Annotated in this window: 27 protein-coding genes; 2 read left to right on the forward strand and 25 right to left on the reverse strand. The window is 62.7% G+C overall.

Annotated features, from left to right (window positions below):
• Nucleotides 1-18 precede the first annotated feature (18 nt).
• Nucleotides 19-498, forward strand: coding sequence for a helix-turn-helix domain-containing protein (locus tag ACTOWJ_RS20220; protein ID WP_441336418.1), 480 nt, complete (start codon nt 19-21; stop codon nt 496-498).
• Nucleotides 499-1,084: 586 nt separating this feature from the next.
• Here ACTOWJ_RS20220 and ACTOWJ_RS20225 read toward each other — a convergent pair.
• From ACTOWJ_RS20225 to ACTOWJ_RS20290, 14 genes are all read right to left on the reverse strand, one after another.
• A complete protein-coding gene (locus tag ACTOWJ_RS20225) occupies nt 1,085-2,077 on the reverse strand; it encodes a phage late control D family protein (protein ID WP_441336419.1) in 993 nt (330 codons plus the stop codon).
• On the reverse strand, nt 2,074-2,481 hold the full coding sequence (locus tag ACTOWJ_RS20230) for a phage tail protein (protein WP_441336420.1): 408 nt from the start codon (nt 2,479-2,481) through the stop codon (nt 2,074-2,076). The genes ACTOWJ_RS20225 and ACTOWJ_RS20230 overlap by 4 nt, the downstream gene beginning before the upstream one ends.
• Before the next feature lie 3 nt (nt 2,482-2,484).
• On the reverse strand, nt 2,485-5,451 hold the full coding sequence (locus ACTOWJ_RS20235) for a phage tail tape measure protein (RefSeq protein ID WP_441336421.1): 2,967 nt from the start codon (nt 5,449-5,451) through the stop codon (nt 2,485-2,487).
• Nucleotides 5,448-5,564 (reverse strand): GpE family phage tail protein, encoded by a 117-nt coding sequence (locus ACTOWJ_RS20240; RefSeq protein WP_441336422.1) that lies wholly within the window; start codon nt 5,562-5,564, stop codon nt 5,448-5,450. The genes ACTOWJ_RS20235 and ACTOWJ_RS20240 overlap by 4 nt, the downstream gene beginning before the upstream one ends.
• A gap of 8 nt (nt 5,565-5,572) precedes the next feature.
• The gene (locus ACTOWJ_RS20245; RefSeq protein ID WP_441336423.1) at nt 5,573-5,911 is read right to left on the reverse strand and encodes a phage tail assembly protein; all 339 of its coding nucleotides are present in this window, start codon (nt 5,909-5,911) and stop codon (nt 5,573-5,575) included.
• Between the two features lie 54 nt (nt 5,912-5,965).
• Nucleotides 5,966-6,478, reverse strand: a complete 513-nt coding sequence (locus tag ACTOWJ_RS20250; protein WP_441336424.1) for a phage major tail tube protein — start codon at nt 6,476-6,478, stop codon at nt 5,966-5,968.
• A 23-nt stretch (nt 6,479-6,501) separates the two neighbouring features.
• Entirely contained in the window at nt 6,502-7,668 is a 1,167-nt protein-coding gene (locus ACTOWJ_RS20255; RefSeq protein WP_441336425.1) for a phage tail sheath protein, read from the reverse strand.
• A gap of 19 nt (nt 7,669-7,687) precedes the next feature.
• On the reverse strand, nt 7,688-8,044 hold the full coding sequence (locus ACTOWJ_RS20260; RefSeq protein WP_441336426.1) for a GPW/gp25 family protein: 357 nt from the start codon (nt 8,042-8,044) through the stop codon (nt 7,688-7,690).
• Nucleotides 8,041-8,613, reverse strand: coding sequence for a phage baseplate assembly protein V (locus ACTOWJ_RS20265; RefSeq protein ID WP_441336427.1), 573 nt, complete (start codon nt 8,611-8,613; stop codon nt 8,041-8,043). The genes ACTOWJ_RS20260 and ACTOWJ_RS20265 overlap by 4 nt, the downstream gene beginning before the upstream one ends.
• Before the next feature lie 122 nt (nt 8,614-8,735).
• Nucleotides 8,736-9,098 carry a hypothetical protein gene (locus tag ACTOWJ_RS20270; RefSeq protein ID WP_441336428.1) on the reverse strand — a complete coding sequence of 121 codons (363 nt, stop codon included), beginning with the start codon at nt 9,096-9,098 and terminating at the stop codon, nt 8,736-8,738.
• 66 nt (nt 9,099-9,164) lie between these two features.
• Complete coding sequence (locus tag ACTOWJ_RS20275; protein ID WP_441336429.1) at nt 9,165-9,356, reverse strand: hypothetical protein; 192 nt, start codon at nt 9,354-9,356, stop codon at nt 9,165-9,167.
• A gap of 2 nt (nt 9,357-9,358) precedes the next feature.
• Entirely contained in the window at nt 9,359-11,086 is a 1,728-nt protein-coding gene (locus ACTOWJ_RS20280; RefSeq protein WP_441336430.1) for a tail fiber domain-containing protein, read from the reverse strand.
• Nucleotides 11,083-11,649 carry a phage tail protein I gene (locus ACTOWJ_RS20285; protein WP_441336431.1) on the reverse strand — a complete coding sequence of 189 codons (567 nt, stop codon included), beginning with the start codon at nt 11,647-11,649 and terminating at the stop codon, nt 11,083-11,085. Before ACTOWJ_RS20285 ends, ACTOWJ_RS20280 begins: the two co-directional genes overlap by 4 nt.
• Complete coding sequence (locus ACTOWJ_RS20290) at nt 11,642-12,532, reverse strand: baseplate assembly protein (protein ID WP_441336432.1); 891 nt, start codon at nt 12,530-12,532, stop codon at nt 11,642-11,644. The genes ACTOWJ_RS20285 and ACTOWJ_RS20290 overlap by 8 nt, the downstream gene beginning before the upstream one ends.
• A gap of 131 nt (nt 12,533-12,663) precedes the next feature.
• Here ACTOWJ_RS20290 and ACTOWJ_RS20295 point away from each other — a divergent pair, with 131 nt between their 5' ends.
• Nucleotides 12,664-13,134, forward strand: a complete 471-nt coding sequence (locus ACTOWJ_RS20295) for a hypothetical protein (protein WP_441336433.1) — start codon at nt 12,664-12,666, stop codon at nt 13,132-13,134.
• 81 nt (nt 13,135-13,215) lie between these two features.
• On the opposite strand, the gene ACTOWJ_RS20300 is transcribed toward ACTOWJ_RS20295, so the two are convergent.
• From ACTOWJ_RS20300 to ACTOWJ_RS20350, 11 genes are all read right to left on the reverse strand, one after another.
• The gene (locus ACTOWJ_RS20300; protein WP_441336434.1) at nt 13,216-14,916 is read right to left on the reverse strand and encodes an ATP-dependent nuclease; all 1,701 of its coding nucleotides are present in this window, start codon (nt 14,914-14,916) and stop codon (nt 13,216-13,218) included.
• Nucleotides 14,917-15,013: 97 nt separating this feature from the next.
• Nucleotides 15,014-15,469: a phage virion morphogenesis protein gene (locus tag ACTOWJ_RS20305; protein ID WP_441336435.1), complete on the reverse strand. Its 456-nt coding sequence runs from the start codon at nt 15,467-15,469 to the stop codon at nt 15,014-15,016.
• Nucleotides 15,466-15,903: a phage tail protein gene (locus tag ACTOWJ_RS20310; protein WP_441336436.1), complete on the reverse strand. Its 438-nt coding sequence runs from the start codon at nt 15,901-15,903 to the stop codon at nt 15,466-15,468. Before ACTOWJ_RS20310 ends, ACTOWJ_RS20305 begins: the two co-directional genes overlap by 4 nt.
• Nucleotides 15,900-16,388 carry a hypothetical protein gene (locus tag ACTOWJ_RS20315; RefSeq protein ID WP_441336437.1) on the reverse strand — a complete coding sequence of 163 codons (489 nt, stop codon included), beginning with the start codon at nt 16,386-16,388 and terminating at the stop codon, nt 15,900-15,902. The genes ACTOWJ_RS20310 and ACTOWJ_RS20315 overlap by 4 nt, the downstream gene beginning before the upstream one ends.
• Nucleotides 16,385-17,023 carry a glycoside hydrolase family 19 protein gene (locus tag ACTOWJ_RS20320; protein WP_441336438.1) on the reverse strand — a complete coding sequence of 213 codons (639 nt, stop codon included), beginning with the start codon at nt 17,021-17,023 and terminating at the stop codon, nt 16,385-16,387. Before ACTOWJ_RS20320 ends, ACTOWJ_RS20315 begins: the two co-directional genes overlap by 4 nt.
• Nucleotides 17,013-17,426, reverse strand: a complete 414-nt coding sequence (locus ACTOWJ_RS20325; protein WP_441336439.1) for a hypothetical protein — start codon at nt 17,424-17,426, stop codon at nt 17,013-17,015. Before ACTOWJ_RS20325 ends, ACTOWJ_RS20320 begins: the two co-directional genes overlap by 11 nt.
• Complete coding sequence (locus ACTOWJ_RS20330; RefSeq protein ID WP_441336440.1) at nt 17,423-17,821, reverse strand: hypothetical protein; 399 nt, start codon at nt 17,819-17,821, stop codon at nt 17,423-17,425. Before ACTOWJ_RS20330 ends, ACTOWJ_RS20325 begins: the two co-directional genes overlap by 4 nt.
• An 8-nt stretch (nt 17,822-17,829) precedes the next feature.
• Complete coding sequence (locus tag ACTOWJ_RS20335; protein ID WP_386815806.1) at nt 17,830-18,039, reverse strand: tail protein X; 210 nt, start codon at nt 18,037-18,039, stop codon at nt 17,830-17,832.
• Entirely contained in the window at nt 18,039-18,512 is a 474-nt protein-coding gene (locus tag ACTOWJ_RS20340; RefSeq protein WP_441336441.1) for a head completion/stabilization protein, read from the reverse strand. The genes ACTOWJ_RS20335 and ACTOWJ_RS20340 overlap by 1 nt, the downstream gene beginning before the upstream one ends.
• A 128-nt stretch (nt 18,513-18,640) precedes the next feature.
• Nucleotides 18,641-19,375, reverse strand: a complete 735-nt coding sequence (gene gpM, locus ACTOWJ_RS20345; protein ID WP_441336442.1) for a phage terminase small subunit — start codon at nt 19,373-19,375, stop codon at nt 18,641-18,643.
• Between the two features lie 3 nt (nt 19,376-19,378).
• Complete coding sequence (locus ACTOWJ_RS20350; protein ID WP_441336594.1) at nt 19,379-20,392, reverse strand: phage major capsid protein, P2 family; 1,014 nt, start codon at nt 20,390-20,392, stop codon at nt 19,379-19,381.
• Between the last annotated feature and the right edge of the window lie 23 nt (nt 20,393-20,415).

Below are 20,415 nucleotides of genomic sequence, written 5' to 3' on the forward strand. Positions count from 1 at the left end.
GCCGATAGGTTCTTGTAGATGAGGCTTCATCTTGAGGAAAAATATTCCTCATGTCAACGAATTATGGTGAATATTTTGGACATTGGAACTAGGCTCAAGGAAGAACGTGAACGGCTCAGCCTGTCGCAGATCGATCTAGCAGCCGCTACAGGCGTGGAAAGAAAAACGCAGGCGAACTATGAGGCCGGACGAAGCGAACCCACGGCGGGCTATCTAGCGCGTGCCGCTCACCTCGGCTTCGATATCAGTTACGTGGTTCTCGGCGTTCCTGCGGCGTCATTGGCGACAGAGGAACAGGAATTGCTTCGTCGGTTTCGGGGCGCCACCGACGACCTGCGGGCGGGCGCACTAGCCGTGTTAGGCGTGTCGGGATCGGCTCGAACTGGCGTTCATATCGCGGGTGATGTCACGCACGTGAGTCACGGTCCCATGACCGGGGCGAATACCTACAACGTCGGCGGCAAGAGCGGGCGCAAAAAAAGGGGCTCGACCGACTGACGCCAGAGGTCAACATCGGATCGCTTACGGTCAATGATGTACGTGCGCAGTCAGTCACGATTTATTGGGGTTTGCCGAATCAGCGCGGTGACGCGAGTTGGTTGGTTCGCAATGACCTGTTGGGCGCACCCGAATGGAAACAATGGGGTTTGCGTGCGCAGGACAGCGAACAGCGCAGCGAGACGCGAACAAGCGATCAACCCGCGCGCCAACACCGCATCAACCTTCTCAAATGTCGGGGCGGCAAGGCCCGGCAGGCTCGCGCAGATCGCGGCGCATTGCGCGAGACACGGAGTAAGGATTGCCGCGACGGTGCGTCGGGTATCTGCGAGTTGTGGTGTAGGAAAAATCCTACTCAGAAAAACCGGATGAGCAAACACGGCAAGGCCGCCCCGGTGCAACACACGGGGCGTATGCGAAAGCGAAAGAGGGCGCCGGCGCTTGAGGTCCATGCGGTCGATGCGTCGCGATCCTTCGCAACACGAAATGGCCTAGGCATCCGCGCGTAGTTTCCCGCGAAGGTCGTCATCGCGCAATCGGACTTGTCGCCTACGCGGGTGTAGGAATTTCCCTCGGACTGAATTGTTCAGTCCGAAACCGCCTCAAGATCAAGTGCGGTCGAAAATCCGTTGTCGCCGGTTATCGTGTGCGTGGTCTTCGCGATCAGCCACGATGTGCTGTCCATTTCCGGTTTGAACCCGCGCACGCGCACGCGCTGTTCGGGGTATAGCTCCGGGCGTCCCATCGCCAGCGTGTACGACAACGTGGCCGCGCCGCGCTGCACACGCGCCCATTCCGCGTTCGCTTGTTCGCGCGCCTCGGCCTCGCTGGCGTAGGTCTCTCGCAGTCGTTTGGCGTCGCCGCTCTCGCCCACCAATACCGATTTTCGATTCGCCCCCGCATGATCCGACCAATACGCGCGCACGCCGCTGTACTTGTCTCGGTCGGCATAGCCGAAGCGGTGACTGTCGCCGCTTTCGCGAGCGATGACGACGCGCGGCAGGGCCGCGCCGGTCGGCGTGGTGCCGCTGCCAATCGACGCGAATAGCAGACTGCCGCCCTTGATGGTTGCCACGGCGTCATATCGTTGGCCCAGGCGTGTCAATAGAGCGAGGTCGCTTTCGCTTTGGTCCAGATGCGCCAGCGGCACCGCCGCCAGGGCGGGCGCAATGCGTGGCTGCAAGCGATGCTCGCCGGCCAACTGGCGCAACACCGCGCCGAGCGTGACCCCGTGCCATGACCGTTCCTGTCGAGTCCGCAGCGGGCGCGTCAGATCGGCGCTGCGTGCGCGGATTGTAATCACGTCGGGCGAGCCGGAATGCTCCACCTCATCAACGGTAAACGTGCCTTTGTCCACCAGACCGCTACCGCGCCAGCCCAGCGCAATCGACAGCACCACGCCACGGCGCGGCAAGGCCATTGCGCCGTCGTGGTCGTGAATCCGCAAATCGAGTTGGTCGGCCTCGCCGCCTCGCGCCTCAGTAAGCGACAGGTCGAGCAATCGCGGCCGTAGCCGGTCGGTCAGGTCTTTACCGTCGAGCGTCACTCGCCAATCGGGGATCGCGTGCGCGGGGCTCATGCGCGCCCCCGCTGGTCAAGTTCGCTGTCGTCGTCGGCCCGAACCAGCGTCATATCGAATTCGATGCGGCGGGCGGCGCCATCGGCAAATAGAAGTGTGCGCGTCTCGTTCAGATCGCCAATCACGAAGCCGCCGTAAACCATGCCGGTGCCTTCGACCAGGGCGAACACCTCGCCCGTGTTCGCCATGCCGCGCAGCACGTCGAGCGATATCGGCGTGCCGGTCAGGTCGGGCGCGATCAGGCCCGAAAGACGGATGGTGTCATCGCCCGGCCCGACGTACTGACGCGCCGCACGGGCGCCGACGCGATCCGAGCCCGGATGACGCCATGACGTGCTGCGCTGGAACTGGTCATAGGCCAGTGTCGAAAGCGAGAACACGAACGTACCCAATGCCATCATCATGTGTCAGTCGTAGTCCGTGAAGGTGGAACGTTGGCGAGCGGATTTCTCGCGCTCGATCTTTGCCAGCTCGACGCGCACGGCCGCCGCAATGTCCTCGGCGCGGGTGCTGCTGTCGGCGTGGATGTTGATGACGATGGGCGCGGATGCTGCGGCGGGCTGAGGGGCGGAGCGCGCCGCCAGCGGCGGGCGTTGATCGATCGCCACGGCCGGAGCCGACGCGGCGCCTATCGCGAGCGCGGCGCCTACGCTGCGCATTCCGTTGGTTAGGCGCGACAGCACGTCGAGCGGCGCGGACTGGCTGCGATCCAAGCCGACCGCGAGTCCGGTCATGGTGTGATCGCCGAAGCTGGCGAACACGCGCGACGGGCTGCGTATGTCGAGCCGCTTAGCGAACCAGCCCGCGACGTTGCCGGCGACATTGGTTACCGTCGATTTGAGCGCGTCGAGCTTCCCCAGCACGCCATTAATCAATCCTTGCACCATGTCGCGGCCGAAGCCCAGGAAACGCGCGGGCCAGCCCATGAGCGCGGAATTGATGGACTCCCATAGCAACGCCAGCGCGCCACGCAAGCGCGGGCCGTCGCCCGTGAAGATGCTGACGACGGCATTCCAGCCGCCGCGCACGATGCCGAACACCGAATCGATGAGCGTCGCGAAATAGGTTTTGATCGCGCCCCAGTTCGAAACGATCATCGCCAGCGGCGAATAGGCGACCACAGTTTTCAACACGCCCGCCAGCATCGTCACCAGGGCAACGACGGCGCGTATGTGCCCGGCGACCACGCCGCCCAGGACTTGCCCGAACGAACGGCCGTTCTCGGTGGCGCCCGCCAGTTGCGCAGCCGTGGCTTCGAAGGGGGAGAACAGATCCCGCACCACGCCCCACACGGCCGACAACGCCGCCGTGATCCCGTCCCACAACGGGAGTAGCGGCGCCAGTGCATCAACCAACACCGCGCCCAGCGGCGCCAGTTCGGCCAGGGCGGGGCGAACCGCGGCGGCGAAGCCTTCCCATAGCCCGATAAAAAACGCCTTGATCGGCGCCCAGAACTTCCAGATCAGCAACGCGGCCACAGCCACCACCGCAATGACGGCCAGAATCGGCGCAGACAAGCCGCCCAGGATCGGGAGCAACATGCGGGCGCCATTCGCGAGCATCGGCAACACGCGTGCGCCCAGGCCGCCCAGCGTCGTTTGCGCCTGCGTGAGCGCCGGACCTAGCGCAGTGAAGCCGTAGCGGATCACGGCCAGCGGCGCCAGGATGCCGGCCAGGACCAGGGCGAGCCCCGCCAGCGCGGCGAGCAGCACCGCGCCGGCCGCAGCCGCTTTGACCAGGCCCCCGGCCAAGGCGGGGTTTTCCTTGATCCAGACGCGGGCGCTTTGGGTCAGGCTCTTGAACCGGTCTCCCAACTCGCGCAGATCGGGCGCGAGCACCGCGCCGGCATCCGCGCCCAGGTTGCGGCCGGCATCCTTGGCGTTGGCCCAGATCGCGGACACGTTGCCGGCGCGGGCCTGCGCCTCCCGCAGCGCTGAACCCTTTTGCTCGGCGGCCGTGGTCAACGCGATTTGCCGCCTGTACTCAACAAGGTTGTTCGCCAGCTTGGACGCGTCGTCGCCGAATTCCTTACCGAACAACTGCGTCGTAACGGTCAGTTGATCTTCGGCCGGTAACCGCTTGACGGCTTCTAGAACGGCCTGAATCGTTCCCTGCGAGTCGGTCACCATGCCTTGCTGCAAACGTGTGGCGTCGAGTCCCAGCGCCTGCAAGCCGGCTTGAAAACGCTTCCCTTGCATCGTGGCGATGGACAGTTCGCGCACCATCGCATTCGCCGCGCTGGCCGCTACCTCGGGCGCGCTGCCAAGCGACAGAAACGTAGTGCCCAGCGCAGCGGCCTGCCGGAAGTTCAGTTTGTCGGCGACGCCGCCCAGGCGTTGCAGTACGTCGATAATGTCGCGGCCGTTCGACTGCGCGTTGTCGTCCAGGTAATTGAGCGCATCACCGAGTTCATTGATGCGGTCGAACGGCACTTTGTAGAGGTTGGCGACCTTGCCCATGCTCTCGCCGATTTCATCGGTCGGCATGGTGAAGGCGTCGGCCATGATCGCGACCGACTCAGTGAACTTGATCAGGTTCGCTTTACCCTGAACGCCCATGCGCGCCGATGCTTCCGTGATCGCGGCGAGGTCTTCGGCCGTGCCTGGCAAGCGCTCTGACATGGCTTGCAGTTCGCGCCCCATCTCGTAATAGAGCGGCGTCAACTTGCCGTGTTCGTCGCGCGCCCCCTTAACCTGCCGCGCAACGCCGGTCATCGCGTCTTCGAAGGACGCATAGGATTTGATGGCGAACGCCAGTGGCGCGGCCACGGTGCCGGCCGCCGCGCCCAGGCCCGCGCCCGCAGCGGCCAGCGCGCCGGCCTGCTGCTGCGTCTTCGCCATGCGCTGCTGTGCCGCCTGCGCCTGCCGCGACTGTTGGGCGAGTCTTCCAAGTTGTTGCCGCTGCTGCGCGATGCGTTGATTGGTCTGCGCCATCTCCGCCGCCAACCGGCGTTCGTGGTCGCCGAGTCGTTTGGTTTCGATGCCCGCAGCGGCGAGCCCTTCCTTTGCGCCCTTGAGGGCGCGCAGTTTGTTGATGTGCGCGAGCCGGAGCTTTTCGGTTTGCCGCTCGGCCCGCGCATAGTTCTGCGATAGCGTCTTGCTCGCGACGCCGCAGCGTTCCATCTGCGCGCGCACATCCGCCAGTCGCTGCTGCTGCGCCTTGAGCGCTTGGCCGCTTGCATCGGCTTCGTTCTTGAGCCGACGAAACCTGGCAATCTGCTGTTGTGCGCGGTCCAGTTCCTTGAGCCGGCCTTGCGTCTCACGCAAGGCGCGGGCGGTCGCCTCGCTCGCGGCGGCGATCCGCTTCATGGGTGCGCTGGCACGGTCGAGCGCATCCAGTCGCACCTTTAAAGCCAGATCGCCGCCGTTGCTCATTCGTCCACGCCACTCCGCACGCGGGCGCGCTCGCGCCACCGTGCTAACTCAGAAAGGGAGAAATCCGCCATGTCGGCGGGGGTCCAACCGAAGATGACCGCTATATCGGCCATCGCGTCATCTACGCAGGCAGGGAGCCCGACCGCTGCGCTTTCGTCACGAAAAAATCGCCAATCGCCAAACCGAATTGCGCGGTGTCGGCCGGATCGAGCTTTGCGACTTCGAAGCTGTTCAACATCGGCTGCGTGATGCGCGGCAGCACCTTATGAACGGCGTCGATTTCCATGCGCATGAGGTCGAGCATGGACAGGCCGCGCAGTTCGCCCGAGACGGGGCGGCGAACGGTCACAGTGGATACGAGGGTGTCGCCGCGCTTGAACGGCTGTTCGAGCGTGATATCCACGCTGGTGACAGGATCGGCTTGCGCGGCCTGAATCTCGGCCGGGGTGGTCTTGGACATGGGAATTCCTTGCAGTAGAGAGAAGCAACGCCCGGCGTTGCGCCGGGCCCGGGGTTAGTAGCCGATGGCGGCGCGCTGCTGCGCGAGGCGATCCACGCCGCCGACGATCTCGATCATGTTCATGAAATCGATTTCGATATCGGTCACGCCGTTAACGATGATCTTGTAATAGCTGCACGTGGTCTTGAACGTGGTTTCGGTGTCGTCGCCGGCCTTGACGGTGCCGAACGTGATTTCCTTGTGCCGACCACGCAAGACGAACTCGACCGCCATAATTTCCGACGTGTCGTCGCGCTGGTAGGCGCCGGCAATGCGCAGCGGCACCGCGTCGTGACGGGTCGCGCCGTACTGGCGCAACGCGTCGCGAACGAAGCCGCCGCACTTCCATTCGAAGATCATCGGGCCATCGGGGCCGAGATCGATTTCGACCTCGCCGTTCATGCCGCCGCCGCGATAGGGCTCCATCTTTCGATTGAGCGGCGGCGGGGTCAGTTCGTTGACCACACCCAGATAGCTTTGACCGTCGATGAAAGCGCCGAAATTTTTCAGTTTGGCGGGAAGTGCCATGTGGTCTCCAAGGCGAAAAGGGGTTAGGCGCTCAAACGACTGGCGAAGTCGTTGATGTATTCGTCGGTGATCGTTGCGGCCAACGTCAGGTCTTCCATCGGTGGCACGGGCGTGTAGTCGTAGGCAAGGCGCAAGCGGCCTGCGGCGATGGATTCCTTCGGGTTCGCGTCGGGATCGAACCAGCATTTGCCGCCGAGAATGTAGCCGCCGTTTTTCCACGCTCGGAACTGAGCGTTCAGCGATTCGATGATGTCTTTGACGCGCTGCGGCGTGAGCGGGCTATCAACGTCGGGGAAGCAATGTTCGGCGAAGGTGTCGGCGATGACTTGGCTGGTGCGAACCGCCGACTCAAACGCGAATCGCGGATCATCGCTGCACGTGCGTGAGCCCCAGAATCGCGGACCTTTGTTGTTGATGAGCGTCGTCACGTCGCCCGCGTTGAGGTAGCCGGCGTCCGTGTTCGGGTCTTGCAAGTCCCAATGCACGTCACGCGACAGGCCGGTGACGCCGTTAACGGCGACGTTCGACAGGGTTTTGTGCCAGCCCTGTTCTTGGTCGATGCGGGCACGCAGGCCGAGCGCGCGGGCGACCGCATACGCAGGCTTTGCGGTGCTGGTGACCGTGTCGAACGCGACAAAGTCAGGCCACACAATCATCACTTCGCGCTGCGCGAACGATTTACGGTACAACACCGCATCTTCTTTGGTCGCGCTGGTGCCCGCGCTCACGTAGGCCATGCCGCGCAGCTTCTGCGCGATGGTCGCCAACGCCACCGCGACCGGCTGGGTATCCACGCCGGGCGCGCCGAGAATGCGCGGACGCACGCCGAGTTGCACTTGCGCCGCAAGCAGTGCGGACAAGCCGGTATAGCTGCCGGTCTCGGTGCCGCCGATGACGTTGCTGGTCGTGGTCGCATCATCCGTGCCGGTCGGCACGCGCACGACGACGACCAGGGGACTGCATTGGTCGGCGATGGCTTGCAGTGCCGGGCGCAAGGTGCCGTTAACGCCGGCCTTGGCAATGGCCTTGCGAACGTCGGTCAAGAGCACGGGACGGTTGAGCGGAAACGCGGACGCGTCGGCGTCGTTGGACGTGCAAACCATGCCAATGACGGACGTGGAGACGGTGCGAACGGAGCGCGCACCATCCTTTACTTCGGTAATGCGAACGCCGTGGTGATAGTCGGCCAAAGGAAAACTCCGGGGTGGGTTACAGACGAATGGGCAGAGGGAGCGAAAGAGAGGCGGGCACGCGGCGGCCGGCGCCGTCGATCCGCTGTCCCTGAAGTTCCAGGCGAGCCGAGCCCGGCCTGTCGCCCGGCGACAGGCCGACGCGGGTCAATCGAAAGCGCGGCTCAAACCGTTGCAGCGCCGTTGCGGTCGCGCCGAACAGGCGCACGCGGGTGGCTTCGTTCATGGGCTGGTCGATCAGTTCGAACAGCAGCGAGCCGTAATCACGGCGCATGACGCGCGAGCCGATGGGCGTGGTCAGAATGTCGGTGATGGACTGGCGCAAATGCGCCTCTCCGTCGATCCGCTTGCCTGTGTGGCGGTCGGTGCCGATCATCCGGGCGGCCCCGACAGGCCGGTGCCGGGCATGACGAGTTTGTGCGGATGGGTCACAAGGCTTACGCCGCCGCCGATCACGTCCACGGTCGCTTCGGCCTTGCCCTTGATCGACGCATTGCCGTTGATCGTGGTCGCGCCGTTGATGGTGACGGGGCCGTTAAGCGTGATGCCGCCATCAGCCGATAGCGTGGCGGTGCCACCCCTCGGCAAGGTCGCGTGCAAGGCGTGCGAGTCTTCGTCGTAGCTGATAACCGCGCCGTCGCCGTAGCGGCTTACGTGGCGGTTCTCGCCGGTATCGGGCGGCGGGTTCGCCTTGCTGTAGAGCGCGCCGAGAATGAAAGCGCGCGTCGTCTCGCCCTGCGGACAAACGAGGATGACTTGTTCGCCGACGCTGCGCGGGGACCAATTGGAGCGCTTGCCCGCGCGCCCCGCGCACCACGGCAGGAAATCGGTCGTCAGATCGCCCGATGACACGCGGGCGGTCTGCGCCGCGTAATCGACTTCAGCAATGGTGCCGACGCGAACGATGTTCGCGAGCTTGCGCAGAATGTCGGCGTTGGTTTGCATGCACCCAGGATCGGCGCCGGGCTAATCGCGCGCACGACAACGCGCACGTGTAACGGCGTTACACGTGCGCGCTTCGGGTTCTCTATTTCGCTGCGATCAGCGGCAACGTATTGCGCGGTCTATCAACCATCCGCCGCGACCGTACACCACAGTTGCACGACGTAATCGACCCAGATGCGGCCATCGGCGCGACGCCGAATCTGCACGCGGACGAACTTCGATACGGTTTGCTGCCGACCGTTCGAAGCCGATGCGCTGGTTGATATCGTCCAACTGGAACTGAGCGCGAGCCATTGATTGAAGGTGCCGGCCAAATAGCCGGCCGTGGTGCCGCCGGATTGCTCCGTAAACAGAATGTCGTAATCGGCGGGATTGGATCGCGCCCAGGTGCCGCTACCGCCGCCGTGCGCGGTTCCTTCCCATGCTGCCGTGCCGTTGTTGTGGTAGGTGACGCTTGCAGAGGCTTTGGCGGATGGATAGCCCACGTCCGACCCCATGACCTTGCCGGGAACCCCGCCGCTGCTGACATAGGACGCCGTGCCTTTCGCGGCTCAAAGCCGCGACGCGTCCACGCCATTGATCCGAAAGTTCACGTCTGCACGCTTAGCGCCATATTGAATGTGCGCGAACCGCAGCGGTTGGCCGTTGTGGAAGCATCCGGGGGCGATAGGGCCGTCGCCGATGATGTCCGGGTCGAACAGGTCTTCGAACAAGACGCCTTGATGTTTGATGAGTGTCGCCACGCTTACGAATCCCGTTCCAGCTTCGCGAGGCGTTGGTGTACGCGGTCGACCCGCCGCGTCAGTTGACGGATCAACGCGGATACCTGTTGCACCGCACGAATCAGAACGGGAATCAATTGGATGTATTCGACGGCGGCGTACCGCTTGCCCCGGAACAGTACCGACTCTTTACGCACCGCCTCGGGGATGATCGGCGCCAACTGTTCGGCGATCACGAAGCAACGGCGCCGGCCATCGCTTTGGAAGTCGTTTTTGTACTGGCCGACCTTGACCCGGATACGCTCGATTTCGGCCAGGCCGTAGGGCATGGCCTGCAAGTCGGTTTTCAGGTGACGCGATGAGCCCGTGTTCAGACCGCCCGGCATGGAAACCGGCGCCTCGTTAAAGCTGTAGTTGGTCCCGTCCCAAAACAGATAGCGGTTCAAGCTGGTGTTGAGGAAGATCACACCGGTTCCGTCACCACGGTCTGCGGTGACGTCACGAAAGCTCACGTCGGATCGGCGCACCGCGTAGCGTCCGTCCAAGGTGCTTTCATGCAAGTGGCATCGCTCCCATGCCGTCCACGTGCCACTGGACCTTTGTCGCCGCCAGATGTTGCGGAAGTTGGACGCGAACGTCCACACGGTTTGTGTCTGCCAATCGCTGTTGTGCTGAACGACCTCGCCGATAAACCAATCACCCGCGATAGGCGCGTTCGCCGCGCCGGATGCCATGTACCAGCCGTTCTCCGTCGCGGTGTTCCAATCGCCGATAGATTTGCCAATGCTTCCAAGGCGTCCGGAGATATCCGCGCCGTCGTGCTGGTGGGTCTTGTTGGCGCGGTTGTCCAGCGCGGGTTGCAGGCCGTTTACGTCGGCGATGGCGTGCGTGTGTGTCAACGGCTTATAGGCGTCGGGTTTGCCGGTGACTTCGTCGTATGTCGGCCAGCGCCGCGCGGTATCGGGCACGCCGTCCAACTCGGCCCAGGCATGGCGATGCGTCTTCGGGGTGAAGTCACTCGGGACGTTGGTCAGATTGCCGAAATCGCGGTAGAACGCGCCGTGTTCGCCGTCGAGCTTGTCGGCGTCCAAGTTATTGCCGTGGCCCTCGTTACGCACCGACGCGGAACCCAGGCCCAGCGATCCGCGCAGGGCCACCGCGGTTGCCGCCGCCAGCAGCGTTTTTACGAACGCGGTCGGGGCGTTCTCGCCCAGACGCGCATCTACCAATGCTTTGCCGCCGAACGGCGTTAGGGCGCGTGTGTGGTCGCTGCCGGCGATGGCCTCGGCACGGTCGGCGATCTCTACGACACCTTGCACGGTCTCGGTCGCGGGCGGGTTCAACCAATAGGTGTCACCAAACACCAGCGTCGTCGCGTCGATCTTTTGAAAGCGCACGTCGGCGGTCAACAGCATGGACGCAGCCGCGCTCTTGTCTAGGAGCACGTCGGGTTGACTGTAGATCGCAAACAGCGTGCCGTCGCCCAGGTACAGGCCGAAGGCGCGGTAAGCGTACTGGCCCGGCCCGTCGTCGCGGATGGACAGGTGCAACGTGTCCTTGGCGACTGCGACACCGCCGAAGCTGGTCAGGCGCATGAACTCGCCAGGAAGCGCGGTTAGGTCCTCGGTGCTGGTGAAAGTCGCCGCGCTCAGTCCGATATGCGTCACGGTAACCGGATTGGTGCCGGTGTTCGTGCGATTGACCAACGCGCGATAGCCGGCGTTGGTGACAGTGATGAAAAGTCCGCTCACGGGGTTACGTTGTCCTTGGGTTCGATGGCTTGGAACTGCAAGCGGCGATGCACGGCGACGCGGGCCGCAGCGGCGATGCCAACGCCGCCCACCGCGTAGGCGCCTTGAGTGAAAGTGAAGTGCGACCGCACGGGTTTCGTTCGCGCGATTTCCGCGATCACGTCCGCAACAAACTCTTTGGTGGCGACCTGTCCGGCTTCGCCGGAGACGGTCAATTGCACGTCGAAGGTGTGCGGCGGCCCCTTGGGCTCCATCTGCCACCACTCGCGCAACACCACCGCGCCGCCGAATGCGGATACTACGTCGCGCACGCTCTGCGCCGTGCCCTTGCGGCGCTGAATCTCTGTCGCGGTGCGAACACGGGCGCGCTTCACGTGTTCGGACCAATACGGCTTCCAAGAATCGATAGACCGATCCCAGGCCAGCCAGGGCAGAAATGCGAGCGGGCACCGGTCAGGGTCGCGTATCTTGCGCAGCGGAATCGGAACCTCTGCTAACGCCGCGTTGGTCGCTTCCAGGGCGCATTGCAACGCGGTCGCGTTCGGCGGTAGCAGGCTATTCATCGACGCCGCCCACGGCGATATCCACGGCGGTGCAATTCGTGGCTTGGGTCCGATCGATCACGATATCGGTCGCAGGCGTGTGCAGTTCGACGCGCTGCACGCCTTCGGAGTGCAGGACAGAGAACAGGCCCGAGCGCGGAACGTCGCGGCCAAGTCGGTGCGACTCTTCGATGTAGCGCCGCAGCCGTTTGACGGATTCGTCAATGACCAACGACGAATCTGGGCCGGCGTAGGTGTAGACCGTGGCCCGCACTTCGAACGGCACGATGCGGGCCGACTGCACCTTTACGTAATCGGTCAACGGTCGAATGCGGTCATCGGTCAATACGCGTTCAACCGCGCTCACCAGGGCGGGCGAAGCGGTGCCATCGCCGCGACGCGCCAGGACGGTCACCAATACCTCGCCGGGCGCCGGGCTGGTGGCGCTTGCGTCCAATACGTCCGGGTCCGCGCTGAGCGTATGGAAGATGTAGGCGCCTTCCGGGCCGGCGACCGAGAAACCTTCCGGCGCCAGCTGAATGCGGCGGCGAAAGTCCGCATCGCTTTCGAAGGTGGGCGGGATGCCGCGCGATGGGTCGCCGGGATCGAGCATGTAACGCGTGATGTTGTCGCGTGCGCCGATGTGGTCAAGATCGGTCCCTGTTGCATAGGCGAGCATTCCGCCTTTCGCGGCGTCGTTGACGCGCTGGCGGAACACCAATTCGCGATAAGCGCTTTCCTGCAAATGGATGATCGACGGATCGGATTCGGTGAGCGCGTCGAAGCCCGGAAACAGTTCGCGGAATTTCGCGATGCGCTTCGCCAGGATCGTTTCGTAATCCAGCGGTTCCACCAGCGCGGGCGGCGGCAGACGCGACAGATCGACGGCGGTAAAAGTGGACATGGCGGACCCGGTAGAAACTCGGATCAGATTCGCGCGCGCATGCCGCTGGCCCTACGAAGTGCCTTTGTGTATGCGGGATTTACCGTCTCACCGGGTACGACGGGCGGGCGTCGAGTCTTGAGGGTGCCACCATGCGCAACGCGCCGAGAAATCCCTACCTCGACCATGATTTGATCGAGCTTGCCGAGCAGTGCATAAGGCGCGCGCGTGAGCTGAGCGAGCGCGGCGTTCAGCGAACGCCCGAGCAGCGCGGCGCGCTTGCACTGGATACGGCTTATTTGTTGACCGCTGCGGGTTCCGCGCTGGATTCGAGCGAGTACGTGCCCGGTAATCCCGAGTACGCGGCGAAGGGCGAGGGTCGAATTTCGGCAGGCGAATTCATGCAGTGGCATTTGCGCCATGTCCATAACTCGCGTTATCGGACTTACCTGCGAGCGTTAGACCTTGCGGCGGGGAAGAACCGCGAAGCGTGCCGCGCTGATGTACTCATCGGCGGCAAAAAGCCGGATGCGCTCGCTGCGGAAGACGATGAAGGGCTGTGTGCTGTTCTAGAGGGACTGGCGAAGCTTCCCCGCTGGGGCTATCGACGTCGGGCTAAGTAGCGGGTGGAGATTTCAATCGCGAGATTCTCGCCAGCCTCCATCCAATACTGACGAGACTTCTCAGCTCACAATTTGCAGTACCTAAGTTGCATGGCCTGCATTACGGATAAATTTCGCTAGATCGGCAATTCGCTTGCTGAGATCTAGTTCAGTCAGATCCGCGGCTTCGTCTACGATCCTCTTGGCAATCTTGACCTTATCCACCTTCGTGACTGTATCGCCCGTCTTTATCTCAACGAAGTGCAGCCGGTGGTCAAACCGACCAATTCCTACTGGGCGATCAAATTTAGGATGCTGGGTCGCCAATGCCCTTTGCATGATTGTGGCGGGTACATAGTTTTCAATTTCACGCCCGGATGTAATCCATGCAAATGAATTGCCTAGCTCTTTCGCTACTCGCTCTTTCGTGGCGTTGAGCCGGGCATGCGCGCTCGTCTTGTCACTGTCCATCACCACTGCAACATTTCGGTTAAGTTTACGCAGTGAAATGAAATCATCGATCTCTGGATCGTTTGCCGAAAGATGTGCCAGCAATCGTCCGCCATAGAACATGATTGAATAGTCAACGCCCTCGATCAGGCTGGAATCAATCGCCTTCAGCCAGTGGTTGATATAGATTCGATCCGATGGGCCTTCCACCCAAACAACAGCATTCGATTGAAGCAAGTCTGAAGCCCTGTAACCCAGGGATTTGCATATTTCATGTCTTTCGCCAGGTGTGACGCTTAACTTGATGCTCGCATCGCCATGCAAATTCTCGACGCTAAAGATCGAAGCTGGAACTGAGTCAATAACGCTCGCTGAGTGTGTTGCAATAAAATATTGATTGCTAGTGTTATGTTTAAGATAGCGGACTAGCTTGCGCTGAAGAAGTGGATGCAAGTGAATTTCGGGTTCTTCTATACATACAATTTGACGCTCTAACATCGTGCAGAATGAAGCAATCATGATGACTTCATGAATGCCGGTCCCTAGGGACGATAATGGAAGGATTTTTCCGTCCATATGCACGAGAACATAGCGTCGATCATGCGGAATTTCGATAGTGGCGTCTGCAGACTCGGTAACCGCGCTCAGAAAACCATTAATGCTATCGAACTGTTGCCGAAGATGTCGTTCGTTGTGAGGAGGGTTCTGAAGTTCCGCAAGCTTGTCTATAAGTCCCTTCCCACTGTAATCCTTGAACTCCAAACCTTTTTCGGACACCTCTCGAATCGCTGGTATGAGCTGAACTTTAGGATAGGACTGAACAATTGATTGAATGATCTGCTGGAAGACGCCAATAGTCCAGTTGGGCATGTTGCCCCCTCTGCCACCTGTAACGACTTGCCATAAGTTCTGCCATTGATCCGCGCTCAAAACGTCCAGGTCACTCGGGTCATAGAGGAATTTTGGCATCCTCCCTTGTTGGTCCGGCTCAAGCCACAATAAATCGTTATTTTTTACTAATGAGGCATGGAGTTTTTCTACCTCATCCTTGTAATTATTGCGTGTCAGGCTAAGAGTGTGGGTTACGAAATCCTTGCTCGAGACGCCAAACGCAAAGCGCACTGCGGCATCGCTCTTCCCGATCCGGACATCATCCGGCGTGAACTTTCTTTTCCAAGTGTCATTTCGGTCGCTTCCGTGAAGATAGTTGGCGATGAATTGAAGGACGGTGGACTTGCCAGAATTATTTGGCCCGATGAAGAAGTTCATTTGTTGGAACGGGCCAATGAACTTTCGTTCGCCGATTGCGCGAAAATTTTCCAGCGACAATCCGTCAAGAAATACAGCCACCATGTTTTCTCTCCCTGAATTCAACAGCGCGTAGAATCAAATATATCATCGCTTAATATTTTGTTGTGCGGCGTCCTGCTGGGAGTGTCCGTTTGTGGCCCTAGAGAGCAGTTGTTAGATGCGTAAGCAGCAGGTCGCGAATCCGCCCACGTTCGGCCCCGCTAAATCCCAGCAGTTGCCGGCGGGCGTATCGGATTAGGGGGCCGCCGCGCGTGGCGCCGTCCGTGCCACCGTCTTGATGTACGCGGGCGATCCTCGCCACGCGACCGGCATAGCCGACGCGCAAGCCGTCCGCGTCGCTGGTCGCGCGCAAATGCCGGGCCTGTCGAATACGACGGAACATAACGCCGCGTCGGATGCGGCCGACGCGGTCCTCGCGCTGCGGCTTGCGCGGCGCGTAGGCGCTGCCGTCCGGGTTGCACTGTTGGGCGATACGGCGCTGTTGCGACCGCCGCAGATCGACGGCCATCGCTTGCAGCAGCGTTCGGCGCGCAGACGGGGACAGCGCCGCAATCAACGGCGCCGCCCACGTTTCCAATTGCTCTAGATCGCTCACGGGACCATGCCGAAGTTCGTCCACGACTCAGCGTCGAACTTCGGCTCGGGCCAGGGCGTAATGCGGTCTTCGCCGTCCTGCAGAACGGTTACGCCAATGCGCTCGGTTAGCGGGAGCCGAATTTCCACGTCGGCCCGTTCGTGGTCGATCACGTCCACCTCAAACGCGATATCGCCGCGCCGGTCGGGATTGGCGAGCAATTCGTTTTGATGCAATGCCGCCCAGCGCAGGACCGCCAGAAACAAGCGATTGGCATCGCCCACGAAATCCACCAGCACCAGCGACAGCCGATAGCGTAGTTCGAACGATTCGTTTGGTTGCGCGGTGCTGATTAGGCTGCCTTCCTCTACGAACACCAGCAGGCTTTCGGGATTGCGTTGCAGTTCGGGAATCGCTTTCGCAAGATGAGCGCGCAGACTGGCCGGTTTGTTCATGGATCGCGCAGGCGTAGCAGTTCGCGCACGTAGTCTTGCAAGCCGATCACTTGTTCGGCGTTGGCGTGACAGGCAGCGTAGTTGTCGGCGACGGCGCCGGCAACGTCAGAGAGCGCAACGCCAGCGGCGGGCGCATCAGGATTTCCGGGGCTAGGGCCGGCGGGTTCGTTCGCTGCGGCGGCGTCATGCAGGCGCACAAACCCAACAGGCACAGTGCAAGCAGCGTCGGCATTCGGAGTGACATAGATCGGGATTTCCTTGGTGATGATTTGGGCGTTGGCGCGCACGACTTGCACGCGGTCCACGTAACGCACCACAACGCGCTCTGACGCCAACGCCAGATCGCGGGCGGCCTCGGCCTCGCGGCGGGCGTCGTCGGCCCGGCTGGCGCGTTCCTCGGCCGTATGGCGGCGACCGGTCTCGATCAGGACGAAGCCGCCGACCAGGGCGACTAGGATCAGCAGCAGGGCGAGCGCTCGGCTCATGCGGCCAGCCCGAACGCGGCCAGGGCGCGTTTGGTGCGCGCCGCGCGGTCTACCCAGCCGTTCGGCAGGCGGCGCGTGTCGGTGCGGCCCAGGTTGAGTTTGCGGCTCACGCCCAGCGTGTCGTTTTCATCGGCCAGGGCATTGAGCCCGCGACCGCGCCAGTACGCCGCCGCAATGTCGGCGCCGACTTCCACGCCCGTTGCAAGGTCGGGTTGCGCTTCCAGCGGCAGGCCGAGCAGGTCGCCGATCCAGCGGTAATTTGCGCGCCCGGTCAGATGCACCGGGCTACGGCCCCGGAAACGGTAGCCGTCGCCGCTGGACTCGTTGCCGTTGCCGTTGCTCGACGCATACACGCGATTGCCGATGCGCTCGGGCTGGCCGGCGTACTGTGCGGCCGTGGTCGGGCTGAAATGGTCTTCGAAGACTTCCAGCAAGCGCGAGGCCGAGTAATTCAAGTTTTCTTCCAGACGCGACAGGCCGGCGCTTTCATGCCCGAGCTGGGCCAGGAAGTGCGCGGCCCGGCGCGGCGTGGTGATGCCTTGGCGGTGCATGGCGCGCAGCAGCGGCGACAACCAGCGCACGGCGCGGGCGGGCGGGCATTGAACGGCGGCGGCCAATTGGGTTTCAGTGAACATGACGGCGGGGGCTCCGAATCGACAGACGGGACGCGCGGGGGTGGCCGTGGGCGATGTAGCGCCACCACGGGCACGGCGCTTGCAGCGCCAGGAAGATGCACAGGGCGCAGCGCAGTACGCGCTCAGACGGAAAGGCAATCGCCAGCCACGGCGGCCACATGACCGCGGCGCCCGCGCAGGACACGACCGCGACCAGGGCGAGCAGGCGCAGGGCGAAGCGAAGGACCGCGCCCAGGTCGGCGCGATCGATCGAGCGCCAACCGCCCGCGCCGTAGGCGGCGAGGTTCTGGGCGAAGATCATTCGCAGTTCGTCGCGCAGATCGGCGCCGGTCGGGGTGTCCTTGAGCATCGCCAGGGCGGTCAACAGAGCGACCAGGGCGCACAGCCAATCGAACAGGATCATTCCCGCTTGCCTCCGATAACGCGTTTCAACCGCTCGGCCAATGCCTCGCCAATGACCGGGATCAGGGATTGCGAAAAAAACGCGATCAGCAGCGCGAGCGCGGGCGCGACGGATTGCAGGAAGTCCAGGCCGGGGAACGTCGGCACAACGATGGCAATGCAGGCCGATACGGCGGCATAGGCGAGTGCCAGGCCGTACAGCCGTTTACGGGTGCCTCCGGGACGGCTGGCGAGCAAGCCGCAGGCCACGCCGGTAAACGCCATGCACAGCACCGCAGCCGGCACGCCGACGTGGGCGAGCGGCGAAGTCCAGGCGATCACGCCCAGCGATGAGGACGCGGCGGCCGTGCCGGTCAGTGCGGGAATGGACAACAGGGGTTCGGTCGGTGGCGTCATGCGGTCGATCAGTCCCAAAGTTGGATGAGGGTTTGGTGGGCCGGCGCGGTGGCGACGGGCGGCAACAGATCCACGGCCGTGCCGTGCGGCAGGATCGGCCCCAGGTCGGCTAGGCCGGGATTGGCGATGAGCGCGGCCTCTACAACGCCCGCCGTGCGTCCCAGGACGCGCCAGCACAGCGCATCCAGGGTTTCGCCCTGCGCGGCGTAGACGCGCATCAGATGAGTTCCACGACCGAACGCGTCGCGCCCGTGATATCGCTCACAGCCCACGACGCGTTGCGGCGCCAGTTGCCCGCGTGGTCGTGTGCGTCCTCGGTGCGACGCTCGCCGCTGCCGGTGCTGTCGAAGTCGGGATAGCGTTCCATCACGTCCGCTTTGAGCAGGCACGCGACGGCGCGGCGGTACAGCACCAACAGACCCGATTCGCCGTTAATGCGTCTAGATGGCACCGCAGCGAGCGAGGGATAGCCGGCGCCCTCGTTGCCGGCGCGAAACTCGCGCAGGCGCGCATTAATCGACATGGCAGCGTAGAGCGCCAGTTCGCGCAGGCGTTCGCCGGTCACGGTGCCATCAATGCGGCCGATCTCGCGCAGGTTCGACAGCGACAAGTCGGGAAACCATTCTTCGTTGGTCAGGGTGTCGCGTTCGGGTGCGGTGGTGTCCGGTGCGACGGCGATAAAAGCGCTCATGCGGTGTCCAAGTAAAACGGCGGTGGGGGGCGAGCGATTGGGGAGAGAGGTCCGCACGCTCGCCCCGCCGCCGTGCGCGCGGGTGGGCGACTCGGTAGAGCCAGGAGAGAGCCGAGACGGCGGGCGGATTACGCGGGTGCGGATTCCGGCCCGCCGTCTTCGGCTTGGCGCAAAGCGGGGACGCTCTTGTTCAAAGCGCGGTCGAGACGTTCGAGTTCCTTTTTGACGCCTACGCGGTCGTGCAACTGCAAGGCGCGGCGCAGATGGTCGCGGGCAATTTCCGCCCAGCCACGCGGGGCACCGGAATAGGGCGCCTCGCCGGCCTTCGCCATGTACGCGACCCCAAGCGCCTTTTGCAGCTTGGCGCGCACTTCGTCGGGCATGTCCTTATCGCGGGTCAGTTCCTCGGTGTGCGACAGCACGCCGAGCGAGAACGGTTCGCCGGTGTCCTGCGCAATGAACGCAGCTACGGCGATTTGCTCGGCGATCAAGGTCGCGGGCGTGCGTTGGTATGCGTCGGGCATCGCCAGATCGAAGCGCAACGCATAGTCGGCGATGCGCAGCGCGTCGGCGTAGTTGCCGGCGTCGATGTGCCACACCATGACGAACATCAACACCGCGTCTTGACCGCCGCGCCCGCTACTCAGCACGCCATCGACCCACGCCGCATACTCGGGCAACAGCTTGCGTTTGACTTCAATTTTTCGTTCGATCGACTGCACCAGCTTGAGGCGCCGCCGATCCTCGGCGAGCTTCATCAACATGAGTTCGTAAGCGTTAGCGTTGATCGGCTCGCCCGGATCGGCCGCCGCCGAAGCCTCGGCGGCGGACACCCGTTCGAAATGATGACGTGCGAGTGTCATCGCTTACTTCGCCGGGACAATCTGTATGTTCTCGATCAGGCAACCGGCCGCGTAGTCCTCGACCACATACGCATCGTTGGACGATTCGTAGTTCTCGATACGGTCACGCTTAGCGTTGTCGGTGATGGTTCGGCGGCGTGAACCTTCCTGCCAGTAGATCGACAGATTGTCCAAGCGGGTGATGAAGATCGAATTCGCCGGGAAGTAGGGCACTCGCACCGCGCCGTGGTCGCCGATGCGCTTCTGACTCACGATCATGTCAGCGGCCAGCTTCTCGGTCGGTACGTTCTGGTTGAGCAGCGGAAAATACTTGTCGGCCAGCAGGCGACGGCCGCAGATCGCGACCAGCCCCGCGTCTTCCTGCCACCACGGCGCGATGAGGTTGTTGACGGCATCGAACACCAATGCGTCAAGGTTGCCGTAATCGGCGTTGTCGCCGCCGATCAGGATCGCGCCGCCCGCCTTGCCCTTGTTCAACACGCGAGCGGAAGCGTTTTCGCGGTACTTCTGCAACCAGCCCTTGTTCACGTCCTGCAAGAGCGGGTTCTTAATACGATCCGAGTTCGCGACGCGATCAACGCCATTGAAGCCGATAATCATGCGGTCCAACGCCTGCCGCTGGAGCAAGCTATTGCGCACGCGGGCTTGGAAGTCCTTGAACTTCGCCCAGGCGTCCAGCTTGGAATACTTAATGTGGGTATCGCTGTTGGTCTTGGTGCATTCGTAGCCGGTGACGTCGATGCCGGTCGGGTCGGCGGTCTCGCGGTCCTTCTCATCGGTATTGGTCGTGCTGGCGACCGGCTCGCCGATGCCGAGCCCGAGCTTTTCGCCCTTGATCTCATCGACCGGCTGAATGTTCACGGCCTGAAGGAAGACCGAACTTTCTTGCATCCGGTTTTCCATCGTCTGTTGGACGCTCGGCGCGACCGCGAATTGTTCGGTGGCGCTCTCCGCATCGTTGACGGTCGCGACTTGGGCGGTGTAATCGTTGAACTTCTTGCGGGTGTTCTTGAGCATTCGATAGGACTCGAAAAAGGGGA

This window comes from Lysobacter sp. CA199 (assembly GCF_052078715.1).
Classification (GTDB): domain Bacteria; phylum Pseudomonadota; class Gammaproteobacteria; order Xanthomonadales; family Xanthomonadaceae; genus Lysobacter.

What these genes read in the sequence shown, in the direction of transcription:
- ACTOWJ_RS20315 (WP_441336437.1), bottom strand. Translation starts at nt 16,388, where the DNA reads ATGAGCCGAGCGCTCGCCCTGCTGCTGATCCTAGTCGCCCTGGTCGGC.
- ACTOWJ_RS20335 (WP_386815806.1), bottom strand. Translation starts at nt 18,039, where the DNA reads ATGCGCGTCTACGCCGCGCAGGGCGAAACCCTGGATGCGCTGTGCTGG.
- ACTOWJ_RS20285 (WP_441336431.1), bottom strand. Translation starts at nt 11,649, where the DNA reads ATGAATAGCCTGCTACCGCCGAACGCGACCGCGTTGCAATGCGCCCTG.
- ACTOWJ_RS20330 (WP_441336440.1), bottom strand. Translation starts at nt 17,821, where the DNA reads ATGACGCCACCGACCGAACCCCTGTTGTCCATTCCCGCACTGACCGGC.
- ACTOWJ_RS20295 (WP_441336433.1), top strand. Translation starts at nt 12,664, where the DNA reads ATGCGCAACGCGCCGAGAAATCCCTACCTCGACCATGATTTGATCGAG.
- ACTOWJ_RS20290 (WP_441336432.1), bottom strand. Translation starts at nt 12,532, where the DNA reads ATGTCCACTTTTACCGCCGTCGATCTGTCGCGTCTGCCGCCGCCCGCG.
- ACTOWJ_RS20300 (WP_441336434.1), bottom strand. Translation starts at nt 14,916, where the DNA reads ATGGTGGCTGTATTTCTTGACGGATTGTCGCTGGAAAATTTTCGCGCA.
- gpM (WP_441336442.1), bottom strand. Translation starts at nt 19,375, where the DNA reads ATGACACTCGCACGTCATCATTTCGAACGGGTGTCCGCCGCCGAGGCT.
- ACTOWJ_RS20250 (WP_441336424.1), bottom strand. Translation starts at nt 6,478, where the DNA reads ATGGCACTTCCCGCCAAACTGAAAAATTTCGGCGCTTTCATCGACGGT.
- ACTOWJ_RS20240 (WP_441336422.1), bottom strand. Translation starts at nt 5,564, where the DNA reads ATGGCCGATATAGCGGTCATCTTCGGTTGGACCCCCGCCGACATGGCG.
- ACTOWJ_RS20225 (WP_441336419.1), bottom strand. Translation starts at nt 2,077, where the DNA reads ATGAGCCCCGCGCACGCGATCCCCGATTGGCGAGTGACGCTCGACGGT.
- ACTOWJ_RS20320 (WP_441336438.1), bottom strand. Translation starts at nt 17,023, where the DNA reads ATGTTCACTGAAACCCAATTGGCCGCCGCCGTTCAATGCCCGCCCGCC.
- ACTOWJ_RS20260 (WP_441336426.1), bottom strand. Translation starts at nt 8,044, where the DNA reads ATGATCGGCACCGACCGCCACACAGGCAAGCGGATCGACGGAGAGGCG.
- ACTOWJ_RS20230 (WP_441336420.1), bottom strand. Translation starts at nt 2,481, where the DNA reads ATGATGATGGCATTGGGTACGTTCGTGTTCTCGCTTTCGACACTGGCC.
- ACTOWJ_RS20350 (WP_441336594.1), bottom strand. Translation starts at nt 20,392, where the DNA reads ATGCTCAAGAACACCCGCAAGAAGTTCAACGATTACACCGCCCAAGTC.
- ACTOWJ_RS20245 (WP_441336423.1), bottom strand. Translation starts at nt 5,911, where the DNA reads ATGTCCAAGACCACCCCGGCCGAGATTCAGGCCGCGCAAGCCGATCCT.
- ACTOWJ_RS20310 (WP_441336436.1), bottom strand. Translation starts at nt 15,903, where the DNA reads ATGAACAAACCGGCCAGTCTGCGCGCTCATCTTGCGAAAGCGATTCCC.
- ACTOWJ_RS20340 (WP_441336441.1), bottom strand. Translation starts at nt 18,512, where the DNA reads ATGAGCGCTTTTATCGCCGTCGCACCGGACACCACCGCACCCGAACGC.
- ACTOWJ_RS20235 (WP_441336421.1), bottom strand. Translation starts at nt 5,451, where the DNA reads ATGAGCAACGGCGGCGATCTGGCTTTAAAGGTGCGACTGGATGCGCTC.
- ACTOWJ_RS20265 (WP_441336427.1), bottom strand. Translation starts at nt 8,613, where the DNA reads ATGCAAACCAACGCCGACATTCTGCGCAAGCTCGCGAACATCGTTCGC.
- ACTOWJ_RS20220 (WP_441336418.1), top strand. Translation starts at nt 19, where the DNA reads ATGAGGCTTCATCTTGAGGAAAAATATTCCTCATGTCAACGAATTATG.
- ACTOWJ_RS20325 (WP_441336439.1), bottom strand. Translation starts at nt 17,426, where the DNA reads ATGATCCTGTTCGATTGGCTGTGCGCCCTGGTCGCTCTGTTGACCGCC.